At 43.7% G+C, this 13,267-nt stretch carries 12 protein-coding genes; 3 read left to right on the plus strand and 9 right to left on the minus strand.

Features of this window, described 5'->3' with window-relative positions:
* Nucleotides 1-144: 144 nt before the first annotated feature.
* The 3 genes from dsdC to G6Q48_RS01465 all read left to right on the plus strand — a co-directional run bounded on the left by dsdC (nt 145) and on the right by G6Q48_RS01465 (nt 2,780).
* Nucleotides 145-1,116, plus strand: coding sequence for a DNA-binding transcriptional regulator DsdC (gene dsdC / locus G6Q48_RS01455; protein WP_166264194.1), 972 nt, complete (start codon nt 145-147; stop codon nt 1,114-1,116).
* 43 nt (nt 1,117-1,159) lie between these two features.
* On the plus strand, nt 1,160-2,200 hold the full coding sequence (locus tag G6Q48_RS01460; protein WP_207393003.1) for a LacI family DNA-binding transcriptional regulator: 1,041 nt from the start codon (nt 1,160-1,162) through the stop codon (nt 2,198-2,200).
* Nucleotides 2,201-2,312: 112 nt separating this feature from the next.
* Nucleotides 2,313-2,780, plus strand: coding sequence for a hypothetical protein (locus G6Q48_RS01465; RefSeq protein ID WP_102138074.1), 468 nt, complete (start codon nt 2,313-2,315; stop codon nt 2,778-2,780).
* 51 nt (nt 2,781-2,831) lie between these two features.
* Here G6Q48_RS01465 and G6Q48_RS01470 read toward each other — a convergent pair whose 3' ends face one another.
* The 9 genes from G6Q48_RS01470 to G6Q48_RS01510 form a co-directional block, all read right to left on the minus strand.
* Complete coding sequence (locus G6Q48_RS01470; protein WP_166264196.1) at nt 2,832-3,806, minus strand: NAD(P)-dependent oxidoreductase; 975 nt, start codon at nt 3,804-3,806, stop codon at nt 2,832-2,834.
* 10 nt (nt 3,807-3,816) lie between these two features.
* A complete protein-coding gene (locus tag G6Q48_RS01475) occupies nt 3,817-5,097 on the minus strand; it encodes an MFS transporter (RefSeq protein WP_102138072.1) in 1,281 nt (426 codons plus the stop codon).
* A 13-nt stretch (nt 5,098-5,110) separates the two neighbouring features.
* Nucleotides 5,111-6,091 (minus strand): sugar kinase, encoded by a 981-nt coding sequence (locus tag G6Q48_RS01480; RefSeq protein ID WP_166264198.1) that lies wholly within the window; start codon nt 6,089-6,091, stop codon nt 5,111-5,113.
* Between the two features lie 4 nt (nt 6,092-6,095).
* Nucleotides 6,096-6,845, minus strand: coding sequence for a sugar phosphate isomerase/epimerase family protein (locus G6Q48_RS01485; RefSeq protein ID WP_102138070.1), 750 nt, complete (start codon nt 6,843-6,845; stop codon nt 6,096-6,098).
* A 397-nt stretch (nt 6,846-7,242) separates the two neighbouring features.
* Nucleotides 7,243-8,715 (minus strand): FGGY-family carbohydrate kinase, encoded by a 1,473-nt coding sequence (locus tag G6Q48_RS01490; protein WP_102138069.1) that lies wholly within the window; start codon nt 8,713-8,715, stop codon nt 7,243-7,245.
* 11 nt (nt 8,716-8,726) lie between these two features.
* Nucleotides 8,727-9,590, minus strand: coding sequence for an L-ribulose-5-phosphate 3-epimerase (locus G6Q48_RS01495; RefSeq protein ID WP_166264200.1), 864 nt, complete (start codon nt 9,588-9,590; stop codon nt 8,727-8,729).
* 18 nt (nt 9,591-9,608) lie between these two features.
* Nucleotides 9,609-10,643, minus strand: a complete 1,035-nt coding sequence (locus G6Q48_RS01500; RefSeq protein WP_166264202.1) for an ABC transporter permease — start codon at nt 10,641-10,643, stop codon at nt 9,609-9,611.
* Between the two features lie 13 nt (nt 10,644-10,656).
* The gene (locus G6Q48_RS01505) at nt 10,657-11,646 is read right to left on the minus strand and encodes an ABC transporter permease (RefSeq protein ID WP_004259203.1); all 990 of its coding nucleotides are present in this window, start codon (nt 11,644-11,646) and stop codon (nt 10,657-10,659) included.
* Entirely contained in the window at nt 11,639-13,156 is a 1,518-nt protein-coding gene (locus G6Q48_RS01510; protein WP_166264204.1) for a sugar ABC transporter ATP-binding protein, read from the minus strand. Before G6Q48_RS01510 ends, G6Q48_RS01505 begins: the two co-directional genes overlap by 8 nt.
* Nucleotides 13,157-13,267: the final 111 nt, after the last annotated feature.

Raw genomic sequence — 13,267 nt, forward strand, 5'->3', positions numbered from 1 at the left:
CATATGGTTTAGATGAGCTAAATTAACTCAAGGGTGTGATATTAGTCATATAAAATGGAGATTAGTGCATTTGAGTCACCCTAATTCATCTTAAAATGGGTATTGTAGAGATTATTGGGTGTCATTGTTTTTATCGGAGGCGCTGTGTCAGCACATTTCAATCAATTTGAGCAATCTGGATTTATTCAGTGGAATAAACGGTTATCAAGTTATCAGCTATCACGTCTACATACCTTTGAAGCGGCAGCACGGCACTGCTCTTTTGCATTGGCGGCACAGGAACTGGCGTTAACGCCTAGTGCAGTTAGCCACCGAATTAACACCCTAGAAGGGGAGTTGGGGTTTAAATTATTTGAACGTTTTCATCGGCGCATTGAATTGACGGTTGATGGTGAGCGGATTTACTGGGCTCTACGCAAAAATTTGGATGATATTAACCAAGAAATCATTGATATCAAGAACCAAGAAATCTCGGGTGAACTTACGGTATATTCGCGACCATCCATCGCTCAGTGCTGGTTAATTCCCAAAATTGCGGATTTTGCTCATCAATACCCCTCGATTCAATTGAATCTATTAACAGGGAACGATGACGTTAATTTTCGAGGTTATGGTATTGATGTTGCTATTTATTATGATGATATCACTCGGCCAAACTTATATTGTGAAGATTTAATGTCAGAATCAATTGTCCCAGTTTGTAGCCCACAATATGCAGAACAGCATGATTTACTTAATAATATGCACCATTTGAAAAATTGTACTTTATTGCATGATAGGCAAGCATGGAGCAGTAACTCTGACTATGATGAATGGAAGGCGTGGAGTGAGTATTACCAATTAACGTTGTTTCCTCATCGCCGAAACTTATGTTTTGATCATTCTGATCTAGCGATTGTTGCCGCCATGAACCATGCAGGTGTAGCCATGGGGCGTAAACAATTGGTTGAAAAACGTCTTAAGCGGCAAGAGCTAGTAATGCCATTTGGCGATATTTCGCTGAAGTGCGAACAACGCCACTATTTTGCGATGCTTAATGATAAACGTAATCCGAAGGCAGATATTTTTATTCAATGGTTAAAACAGCAAGTTAACGCAATATCACAAGTAAAATGACGCTTACTCGAGTAAGATAACCACTTGGTGATGTTTTTAGAGAATGGAAAAACCGCAAGCTATGGCCCCGAAAACGCAAAAAGTTGCCACGATCAAAGATGTCGCTGCCAAAGCTCAGGCAGGGAAAACCAGTATCTCACGTTATTTGAATGGTGAATTCCATTTGCTTTCAGATAATTTGCGTCAACGTATTGAAAGTGCCATCCGTGAATTAAACTATCGCCCCAACCAAATGGCACGTAGCTTGAAACATGGGCGGACAGGCTTGATTGGCTTGATTATTGCCGATATCGGTAACCCATTCTCTGTTGAAGTCCTAAAAGGGGTGGAAGCCGAGTCAATCAAACAAGGTTTTATGACAGTGGTTTGCAATGCCAATAATAGCATTGAGCGTGAATGCCAATTTATTCAGCTACTAAAAGGTTACCGCGTGGATGGGCTTATTATAAATTCAGCGGGTGTTAATGAGCAATTCATTGATGTGTTGAAAGAAACCACGCTTCCTTTTGTCTTATTAGATAGAAAAATCGATAACTTTCCCAGTGATATGGTTGGGTTAGATAACCCCGCTTCTGCACAAATGGCCTTTAATCATCTGATTGAACAAGGATTTGAAGCGATTTGCTTCGTGACTGAGCCCATTGTGTATAACAGCGCACGCCAAGAGCGCTTACAGACCTTTCAAGCGTTATCGCAGAGCTATCAACATATCCAAAGCGAATTTCATGAAGTGACCTTGCCTGACCCGGCAAAATTAGAAGCCATCGTTGCTGATTTTTGTACGGCACATCGTGGTATGCGCAAAGTGATTGTCGCCGCCAATGGCGTGCTGACCTTGCAGTTGGCATATGTCATGAATAAGCAAGGGCTACGTTGGGGGACAGATATTGGTTTTTTAAGTTTCGATAACCTCGAATGGGCTGCATTAGCTGGGCAAGGGGTGACTTCGGTATCTCAACCGACAGCGGAAATGGGGCACAAGGCGGTGGAGTGCTTGCTAGAAAAACTGGAAGACCCAGATAAACCCCCAGTGCAATACTTATTTAATGGGGAACTACTGATCCGTAAATCAACGACATTGTAGTCTTTAGTGGCTCTTAAAATTTAGTTACCATTTACCAATTTAGCTTAAGATTTATTACATGTATACTGATGTGTAGACTAAATTGTAACCATTTTGAGAGCATAGGGAACATATGAAAAAGATAGGGATATTATTGCTAGCTAGCCTTGTTTTAGCGGGTTGTAGCACCAGAAGTCAGGTCAAAGAGTATACCTGCCAAGTAGACCAAAGTTATAATCACATCACATTAGAACGTAACGGCAAATTTACCTTTCCAACAGGGGCAAGTAAGGTACAAGTCTTTTTCAATAATGGTCAGGTCAATATTGTTGATTTTGTTGGCTATGAGTATATGAGTTATCCGCTAGTGAAAAGTACAGAGCAGCGACGTGTTGAGAAAATAAAAGACTTTAACATCGTGATAAATAAAGGTGATTATTATTCTGATGTCAATGGCATGTTGGAAATTTACTCACCAACTCAAAAAACAGTGGGGTTATATTATTTAGCGCCATCGACCAGTAAACTGAATTCTATCCAATTTCTGACGGAGTGTGAACGAAGCAGTGTTGCTCGCCCGGGACGCGCTCATGAGCATTGATGGGTAAATAGGCAAAGAACCCTAACAAATTAGGGTTCTTTAGGTTCTGAGTTATTTTGCTATTTCAGGGTTAACACAGTTTTGGCTTAGGTCACCCTTTAAAGCCGCTATTAGGTTATCAACGGCACATTCGACCATAGCATAACGGGTTTCATGGGTGGCGGAACCGATATGCGGCAGAGCAACCACATTTGGCAGCGTGAGTAGCTTAGAGTTGCTTGGAAGCGGCTCCACCTCAAACACATCTAAACCCGCTCCACGAATTATGCCCATTTCTAATGCATCGGTCAGCGCGGCCTCATCAATAATTCGACCTCTTGAACCGTTGATCAAAAACGCACTGGGTTTCATTTTTTCCAACTCATTTTTGCCGATCAATTTTTCGGTTGAAGGTAATAATGGCAGCACGACACAGACAAAATCAGATTCCGCGAGTAATGAATCGAGGTCACAACGACGTGCCTTAAGTTGGGTTTCTGCATCGGAGTGGATATGGTTATTGTAATAGAGAACTGGCATTCCGAAGCCTAAGTGAGCACGTTTAGCGACAGCATAGCCAATGCGCCCCATTCCGAGTATACCAATCGTTTTACCATGCACATTGCTGCCGTATGCATTTTCACCAATACTTTGGGTCCATTGGCCGTTTTTGACCATCTCAGCCATTTCGATAATGCGGCGCGCACTGCAAAGCACTAATGTAAAAATGGTATCCGCGGTGGTTTCGGTTAATACATTGGGGGTATGCATCAATGCAATCTTTCTGGCATTCATGGCGTCAATATCAAATTGGTCGACACCAACCGAAATGGTCGACGCGGCTTTCAAATTTGGTGCATTGGCAATGTCATCTGCTGTGATAGGGTAACTAGCACCAATAATGCCGTCAGCACTCGTCAAAGCTTGTTTAAAGCAAGCGAGATTCTCAGGGGTAATGCTATCAAATGCAGTGACATTAAAGTGCTGCTGTAGCCGCTCAAGTTGATCTGCGGGAATGGATTTATATAAAACAATATTCTTTTTCATGGTGTCCCTTTTAAGCATGCTCTGTGATGACGGCATCACTCTTTTGCTCTTGGTTTGGTTTAACAATCAGGGTAAAGAAAACCGAAGCTAACAATGCGATCCCCATAAACATATACGAGGCACTTGGGCTACCTGTCGCCCCATTTAAGTAACCCACAAACCATGAACCAAAGAATGAACCTAATGCGCCCATACTATTGATTAATGCCATTGCACCACCAGCAACGTTCTTTGGCAACATTTCAGGAATGATAGCGAAGAAGGGCCCGTATGGGGCGTACATTGCAGCACCTGCAATCACTAATAAGGTATAAGAGAACCAGAAATTCGTGCTACCGAGTAAGTATGAACCGAGGAAACACACCGCACCGAGCAAAAGCATTGGCCAGACAAATAATTTGCGGTTATGCATTCGGTCAGATGCCCATGAAACTAAGATCATAGCCATCGTTGCTGCAAGGTATGGGACTGCGGAAAGCCAACCTGTTTCTACCATCCCGAGGTTGGATGCGCCACGAATAATGGATGGCAACCACAGCACAAAGCCATACACCCCAATGCTCCAACAGAAATATTGAGCGCAGAGTAAAATCACATTACGAGACTTGAAGGCTTCACGGTAATTACGAACGGGTTTGATGTTTTTCTGTTCGTCACTCAGGATCTTATCTAATGTCTCTTTTTCTGATTGGCTTAACCAATTGACTTGGTTTGGCTTATCTCGTGCTGTTCTCCACCAGAAAAAGGCCCATAAAATCGCAGGCACTCCTTCAATGATAAACATTTCACGCCAACCGAAGGCTTGAATGAGATAACCAGATAGCACGGACATCCACAGTACCGTAACGGGGTTGCCTAGAATTAAAAAAGTATTGGCGCGAGAGCGCTCTGATTGGGTAAACCAGTTACTGATATAGATAAGCATCGCAGGCATGACCGCGGCTTCGACGACCCCTAGGCTAAAGCGAATAATCACTAGCATTGGGATATTGCTCACCATGCCAGTTAAACTAGCGAATAAGCCCCATAGGAAGATACAAGCAAAAATGAGTTTACGGACACTGCGCTTTTCTGCATAAATAGCCCCCGGTATTTGGAAAAAGAAATAGCCAAGGAAAAATAATGAGCCGAGTAGGGACGACATCCCTTTGGTAATCCCTAAGTCCGCGTTGATCCCTGCGGCAGCGGCAAAACTGTAGTTGGCTCTGTCTAAGTAGGCAAGGCTATAGGTGATAAACACGATTGGCATGATGCGCCACCAACGTGACGCTGCTGGAGTATTCATTGTCATAATCGATTTCCTTTTAACATACCGCTTTAGTGGTGGCTGCAGACAGTAATGCCATTTCATGCTGCAGTTGTGCCTGAGTTGGTAAACCTTCACTGTCGCCAATAACTTGAATGGCTCTTGCTCCAACAAAATTACCTCTTGCAACAGCTTGTGGTAATGTCAAACCTTCAAGTAAGGCGCTAATAACGCCAACGGCGAAACCATCACCAGCTCCGACGGTATCAATGACGTGTTTCACATGAACGGCAGGTGCTATGCCCTGTTGGTTATTTGCCGTTTTATAATATGCTCCGTGTTCCCCGGTTTTAATCACAACCACTTCGACACCTTGAGCGAGATAAAAATCAGCAATAGACTCGGGTTGGTCGAAGCCCGTCAGGATTTTGCCTTCTTTTAAGCCGGGTAAGACCCAATTAGCTTGGAACGCGAGTTGGTTGAGCTGTTCGACCATTTCCTGTTCACTTTTCCATAGGGATGGGCGCAAATTGGGGTCAAATGACAGTGTTTTACCTACATTTCGCATCCATTTTGCTGCATACAGTGAAAGTTGATAGCTGGTGGGCGAAAGTGCGGCTGCCACGCCACTTAAATGTAAATGACGGGCAGACAGAAAATACGCTTCATTAAAGTCAGTGAGATCTAAATGGCTGGCTGCTGATCCTTTACGGAAATACTCCACGATGGGATCGGTTCCATTTTCGGCTTTAGATTTAAGTTGGAAGCCCGTTGGGTAACGAGAGTCCACTGTAACGCATTGAGTATCTAGTTGTTCTTTATCCAAAGTGGCTTGAATAAAACGCCCGAAGGAGTCATCGCCAAGTCGGCTTATCCAGCCACTTCTTAACCCTAGGCGAGACAGGCCGATGGCGACATTCAGCTCAGCACCGGCTGCGCGACGGACGAAACTTTCAACTTCGTGCAATTCCCCTGTTTGTGTTGCCACAAACATCATCATGGCTTCACCAAGAGTGATGACATCTAATTGATTTCTCATGATGTTAAATCTCCTTCAACAGAGAAACATAGTATTCAGTGACTGCGCGTAAATCGTGGTCTTCGAGTGGAAACTCGATACCACAAGGAACGTCATTCGGGAGCGCGTTTAGCACTTCTTTCCATGTGCCATCGCTGTCATCAAGTGCTACTGCAACGCATTTATTGCCACGTAATTGGCAGGCTTTAACGTGAATGTAAGCGACTTGGGGGGCAAAAATATGTGCGGCTTTTAACGGATCTTCTTGATGCCAATACCAATTCGCCATATCAAATGCCATTTTTATAGGTAGATTTTGGTGTTTTACATCAGCAAAAAAACGTTCAAGAGGCGCAATGTGACCGCCAACCTCGGTTTGGTCATTCTCGATCACTAACTGTGTGGTGTATTGATTGAGAAGGTTAATGACTTCGGATAAATCATAATTTTCTGGTAATTCACCGAGTGATAGTTTTAAAAAGCGAGCATTAAGTTGTTTGGCATCTTCAAAATAGCCTTGCAGTTTAGTGATTGCGATAGAGGTATGCTGTTGGAATAGCGTGTCTGGCACGGAATAAACCGCAGTGAGCTGTCTTGATTGCAGTCCTTTGGCAATATCAAAAAAATTATCGCTTGGTAGCAATAGTTCTTGACGGATCTCAGCACCATCCGCGTGGCTGCTTTGAATAATATCGAATAAAGCTTGTTGGCCCCCTAATTGTTTTACGGTTTGTGCACCGTAGGCGGCAGTAACAATGATAATGTCTTTGCTCATGACTTTCCTCTGTCTGATTAAAGGGTATTTAGCCCATTTGTCATTGCGAATGACTTATTATGGAACCGGTTCCATTATGCTTTCTAGTGATGAAAGAGCAAAATCAGAGCTATATCACTAACCAAATGGCGATAAATGTTTAATTAACGATCACTGTCACAACTTTTGATGTAATGGGTGTAATAAAAAGTTCTGATAGGTTTTTCACAGAGTATGTGATTTTGTCAAAGCATCATTTTTGATAGTTTTGCTCAGGGGACGTTTTGGGCTTTAACGGGCTAAAAGAAAGGGCGCTAATTCATTTCTTACTGCAATCAAGAACGATAATTTATTAGTCTAGAAAAAGTAAGGCAGAACTGAGTTATAAGTTCTGCCTTTATTATTATTATTCAATAAGTTATTGGCTCAATGCATCGGCAACTGCTTTAAAACGAGCAAATTTGTCACGTAGCTGTTGATGGCTAATCGCATTCGGTTGATAAGTGGTGATTTTTGGGGTACTTGCCGCAATAGCGACATCAAAACCTGAATAATAACCTGTTCCGACTGCGGCACAAAGTGCAGCGGCTTGGCAACCTGATTGCTGCACGTTGACGACATCTAACGGCAAGTTACTGGCATCACAGAACATTTGCATCCACAGTGGTGATTGTGTTGGGCCACCCGTGAAACGAATAGATTCGGTTGTATTATCAAGGCCAACAATACGGTCTTGATGCAACAAATGTGAGAATACAATCCCTTGATAGATAGCATAAACAATATCAGCATCTGTATGGTGTGAGCTCAAACCGAGTAGGCCACCGTGCAAATTACTGTGGTAGTTAGAACCGTACAGCCAAGGGAAAAACAGAATATCATTTTGCCGTGTTGCCCCTTCAGCCACGCAGTGATTCAGTACGTCATAATCTTGCAAACGCTGATTGAAGAAGTGCCGAGTAAACCATGCGAGGTTACTGGCCGAGGTCGGGCTGCCTTCATGGACAAAATAGGTACCTGGAATGCAGTATTTACTCCAAACGTATGGGTAATCAGAAGGCACTATTTCATCAAAGACACGCGTTGAAATAGTCCAGGTTCCTGCTACCGCACTGAGTTTATCTTTTTGGCTCACCCCAGACGCCAACGCTGCGCCGACTACATCAAAGAAGCCACCAAATACAGGAGTTCCTTCCACCAGTCCAGATTCTGCGGCAGCTTTGTGGGTTACGGTACCCGCTAATTGGGCCGAGTTAATCACGGGAGCTAGTTTGTCATTTGCCTCATCAATACCAAACAGTTGGCATAGTTTAGGGTCATAACTCGACTGGATTTGGTTAAATAATTGGCTGCCAGAAATATTGGTTTCTTCGCAGGCAATTTGGTCGGTTAAGCGATAGCGAATATAGTCATGAACCATCAAAACATGCTGAGTATCGCGATAATTATCAGGCTCGTGTTGTTTTAGCCAACGCAGTAGTGCCACGGGATGAGAAGCCCATAATTGCTGCAAACTCAATGGGTAAGCTTTATCCGCAGTACCGTTTTGGTGCCATTCATCAACAATGGATTGAGCGCGTGAATCAGATGACACAATTCCATTTCTAACTGGCTTTCCTTGGCTATTGAGCAAATAAAGCCCTTTACCGTGGGAAGAGAAACTGACACCGGAAATTTGGGCGGCACTGAGCTGGCTATTTTGAATCGCTTTGCGGATCACGCTGCAAGTCGCTTCCCATAACATTTCCATGTTGCGTTCACTAAAACCCGCCTGTGGACTTTCAGTGGGAAAAGAGTGCTCAGCAACCGTAATTTCTTGGCCTTCTGCGGTATAGATACCCGCTTTGATGACGGTACCACCAAGGTCAACACCCATAAAAAATGCATTCATTATCGGCTCCTTTAGGCGTTATACCAGCCAGCTTGTTGCATTTTGTCTTCCATCCAATGACGGGCTTTGATAATTTCAATCAGTGGCTCATCGGCTTTTTCTGTCCACATTTCAATCAGGAAGGAACCGCGGTAATTTAAACGTTTTAATAATTTGAATAAATTAACAAAATCTACGCAGCCTTCACCGAAAGGGACATCACGAAATTGGCCTTTACAGGTTTCAGTCACCGCATATGTATCTTTTAAGTGAATGGCTGCGACGTGTTCAATTCCTTGGGTGAATTCTTTTTCGACATCATTACCCCATGCCGTTAAGTTACCGACATCAGGATACACCTTGAACCAAGGTGAGCGAATTTTATCGGAAAGTGTTTGCCATTTGCTAATGGAATTCATAAATGGCGTATCCATGATTTCCACTGCGCACATCACTTGAGAAGCAGCCGCGATTTCGCTGACCCACTGCATGCCTTTTTCGAAATTGGCAATCGTCTCGGCATCTTGCTCTTCATAGTAAACGTCATATCCTGCGAGCTGAATAGTGCGAATGCCTAAGTCTTGAGCGAGCTTAATGGCTTTTTCCATTAAGGAGTAGGCCATCATACGAGTGGCTTCATCATGGCTACCAAAAGGAAAGCGGCGGTGACCAGATAAACACATACTTGGAATGCGAATACCTGTTTCTTGTATCGCTTTCACAACTTCCAGACGCTCTGCGGTGCTCCAGTCTAATCGAGCCAGACGTTCGTCAGTTTCATCTACTGACATTTCCACAAAATCATAACCCGCAGATTTTGCGATGACTAATTTTTCTAACCAACTGCTGTTCTTCGGTAATGCTTTTTCATAAATACCAATTGGATGCTTACGCATGGTTTTCCCCTTGAAAAATTAACTTTGTGTCGATGCTTTATTAAGGCGTTGGTTACGGTTCATCGCACGTTTAGCACTCCATTTTTCTTTGAAGAACTTGAATGCTAATGCCAAGATGAGCGTGATCCCCCAAACTGCGAGGTTAAAGTGCAGGCTTACACCTAGCAGACTTAAACCTGTCGCAATGACCTGTAAAACCAATAAGGCACAGAACACTCGGCTAACCTTACCAACTCCCCCAAATGGGTTAGTTCCACCTAATACGATGGCAAGAATGGTGAGCAGTAAATAGGAATCCCCGTAGCCCATACGTGCAGAGTTAAAGCGAGCCATCATGATGAGCCCAGCTAACACACATAACAGGCTAGAAATGGTGTATATCGCAATCATGACACGGTCGGTACGAATACCGCTGAACCACGTTGCATTGATATTACTGCCACTCATATAGATATTTTTACCTAAGCGCGTACAGCCTAGAAACAGCGCTAAGAGAATTGCGGTAACAATGAAGATAATCATCGCAATTGGCACCCCAAGCACAGTATCGGAACCAATGGCACGAACAATGGGTGGCATGCCACTCAGTGCGGCTCCTTTGGTGAGGTAAACACCAATGCCGCTGATAATCGTCATTGTACCGAGGGTCACTAAGATCGGGTGGGCTCCGATATGGGAAATCATCAGCCCTGTTAAGCTACCGATAATGACCGCAATCACGGTTGCGCCGATTAATGCGAAGACCAACCACATTAGCTGTGTGCCAGTGCTGGCATCCACTGGGAGGTAATTGATAAACACCCAAGCCATAAAGAGTCCCGTTAAGTTAGCAGTGCTAATAATGGCAAGGTTTAACCCGCCACTTAACATAGGAACAAACATGGCAAAGGTGAGTAAGCCCAACTCAGGTAACTGAAACGTGATGCTTAAAAAGGTATTTTGGGTAAAAAAGTGCCCTGGCATGGCGATACTAAACGCAGCGATAGCCAAAACAAAGATTGAAAGCAGTCCGATAACAGAGCCATCAATTTTAAAAAAAAGATTTTTTTTCATGGTGATATTCCTGTTAAACAAAACCTACGTCCGTCTCTTTACGTTTTTTGTAGTGGGTAATACAAATCGCAATGAGAATAACCAGCCCGATGACGATATTGACGAAATAGTTTGAAACACCAATCAGGTTAAGGCCGTTTTTCAAGATACCAATCAGGAAAACGCCCATGAGTGTGCCTATCACTGAGCCTCGCCCACCGGATAAACTGGCGCCACCCAGTACAGCCGCGGCAAGCACATCTAGCTCTCCGCCCACAAGGGCACTCGGTACCACTTCACTCATTCGGTAGGTTTGCAACATACCGCCAATCGCTGCCATCGCGCCAAGGTAGCCGTAAGCAAACAGGTAAATCACTGAAACACGGATACCAATACGAGACGCAGATTCTTGGCTGCCACCAACGGCATATAGCTGACGGCCGATGTGCGTTTTATTCATTAAAATCCACGTTAAGAAGGCAATGCCAAGCATCACAATTAACGGCAAGCCAACTTGGTAATATTCACCATCCACTTCAAAAGGCAGGATAGTCACAGGGTCTACCCACCAATCAGGTAAGTCATAAATACTGTGTCCGTTGGTTAGCCACATCAGCATTCCGAACAGCAGTGATTGCATACTGATGGTGATGATAATTGACACAACATTCAGCGAATAAATTAAGATAGCGTTGATTAAGCCAAAAGCGATACCGATGATAATCGCCAATGTGATACTGACGGCAGGGCTTGCAATAAAACCTTGCAATAGCCAAGTGGCGATCACGTATTGCACTACGGAAGCCACTGCGGCAAACGAAATATCAATGCCCCCAGTGACGAGAACCACAAATAAACCTAAGGCGAAAATACCTGTAACGGCGTAGCTTTCACTGAGGTCGAGTAAATTTTGAATAGTTAGAAATTGCGGGCTCATCAATGTGAAGAACACCACCATGATAAGAATGACCCAAGTCAGCCAGCCTTCGACAGATTGTGGTCGTAATTTTTGCCAGTTAGCCATTGATGATTTCCTCCAATTGTTGCTCATTGATGGAATCTGTCTCAATTTCTTTGACGATAGAGCCTTGTTTCATATGTAAAATTCGGTCGCAATTGTAATACGCTTCGGAGGCTTCATCGGTAATTAATAGAATAGAGATACCGACACCTGACAAACGGTGAATGAGTTTGTAAATACTGTCTTTTGCGCCAATATCGACGCCAACAGTCGGTGAGTCTAAAATGAGTACTTTAGGACGTGTTAAAATCCATTTAGCAAGTACCACTTTTTGTTGGTTACCGCCTGAAAGTGTTGAAAGGGCATTATTGGGGTCAGTGACTTTAATATCTAAGTCGGCTATCCACTCTTGCACAATTTCTTGGCACTGTTTTTCATCAATTAAATGTAAAGGCGTTTTGAGGCGATCGAGAATCGAAATCACCATATTGTCTGCGATGGATTGCTGTAAAATTGCCCCTAAAGTCAGGCGGTCTTCGGAGACATAACCAATGCCGCGCTTAATGGCGTCGGTGTTGTTTTTTAACTTAACAGGTTTGCCTTCGATGAGTAATTCACCACTATCTGGGTGGGTAATGCCAAACAACGATAGCGCTAATTCAGTGCGGCCTGAGCCAAGTAAACCACATAAGCCTAATACTTCGCCGCGTTTTAGATTTAAGTTGATATCACGATATTGCCCAGCTCGGCTGAGGTTTTTTAGCTCTAGTACCGTGCGTCGGTCTTCCGCATTATTAGGTGGCTTACGTTCATGGACAATATCTAAGCCAGTCATTAACTCAGTAATTTTGCGGGTAGTTAAGCCTTCAGCAGGCCATGTGCCAATTTTTTGACCATCGCGGATCACGGTGATGCGGTCAGAGATCTCTTTGACTTCTTCTAGTCGATGACTCACAAAAACAACGGTAATTCCCTTATCTTTTAGGTAATTAACCGTTGAGAGTAGTTGGTTGACTTCTGTACGGGTCAATGAAGCCGTTGGTTCATCCATAATCACCAAACGTGCATCGGCGACTAGGGCGCGGCAGATAGCAACCTGTTGACGTTGAGCAATGGGTAAAAATTGCACAGGTGTGTCGGGGTCAATGGTGAAAGCCAGTTCATTGAGGATTTCTAAGGCTTTTTCGCGCAGTTGTTTTTTGCGAAACCAGCCAAAATAGCCTTTGAGGTTTAGTTCAAAGGCGATATTTTCAGCAACGGTTAAATTTGGAAATAATGACAAATCTTGGTAGATAACTTGTACGCCTAATTCACGCGCTTTATCGGGCGTCAATCGGTGATAACTTTTCCCATCAATTTCAATTTTACTACCGTCATCAGGGGCATAGACACCACTGATAGTTTTAATTAATGTGCTTTTCCCACACCCATTGGTGCCCGCTAAACAGTGCACTTCACCTTTGTTGAGCGTCAAATCGATATTGCGTAATGCACGGTGACCACCGAAGCTTTTGGAAAGGTCGCGCAAGGTAATGAGTGGATCGGATTTGTCAGCTTTTGAGGTGCTTGTCATAAGTACAATTCCTACTGCAAATAAATTGGTGTTGGCTTGTTCGTGATGAGCGCGAGCCGCTGTGCTAGTGCAGGCGACTCGAACTCAAAGAACATAAAATTTAATATCTTG

Source organism: Providencia sp. M-27, from assembly GCF_011077905.1.
Taxonomy (GTDB): domain Bacteria; phylum Pseudomonadota; class Gammaproteobacteria; order Enterobacterales; family Enterobacteriaceae; genus Providencia; species Providencia huaxiensis.

Excerpts from the sequence above, each read along its gene's own strand:
- G6Q48_RS01460 (WP_207393003.1), top strand. The coding sequence starts at position 1,160 with ATGGAAAAACCGCAAGCTATGGCCCCGAAAACGCAAAAAGTTGCCACG.
- G6Q48_RS01465 (WP_102138074.1), top strand. The coding sequence starts at position 2,313 with ATGAAAAAGATAGGGATATTATTGCTAGCTAGCCTTGTTTTAGCGGGT.
- G6Q48_RS01470 (WP_166264196.1), bottom strand. The coding sequence starts at position 3,806 with ATGAAAAAGAATATTGTTTTATATAAATCCATTCCCGCAGATCAACTT.
- G6Q48_RS01475 (WP_102138072.1), bottom strand. The coding sequence starts at position 5,097 with ATGACAATGAATACTCCAGCAGCGTCACGTTGGTGGCGCATCATGCCA.
- G6Q48_RS01480 (WP_166264198.1), bottom strand. The coding sequence starts at position 6,091 with ATGAGAAATCAATTAGATGTCATCACTCTTGGTGAAGCCATGATGATG.
- G6Q48_RS01485 (WP_102138070.1), bottom strand. The coding sequence starts at position 6,845 with ATGAGCAAAGACATTATCATTGTTACTGCCGCCTACGGTGCACAAACC.
- G6Q48_RS01490 (WP_102138069.1), bottom strand. The coding sequence starts at position 8,715 with ATGAATGCATTTTTTATGGGTGTTGACCTTGGTGGTACCGTCATCAAA.
- G6Q48_RS01495 (WP_166264200.1), bottom strand. The coding sequence starts at position 9,590 with ATGCGTAAGCATCCAATTGGTATTTATGAAAAAGCATTACCGAAGAAC.
- G6Q48_RS01500 (WP_166264202.1), bottom strand. The coding sequence starts at position 10,643 with ATGAAAAAAAATCTTTTTTTTAAAATTGATGGCTCTGTTATCGGACTG.
- G6Q48_RS01505 (WP_004259203.1), bottom strand. The coding sequence starts at position 11,646 with ATGGCTAACTGGCAAAAATTACGACCACAATCTGTCGAAGGCTGGCTG.
- G6Q48_RS01510 (WP_166264204.1), bottom strand. The coding sequence starts at position 13,156 with ATGACAAGCACCTCAAAAGCTGACAAATCCGATCCACTCATTACCTTG.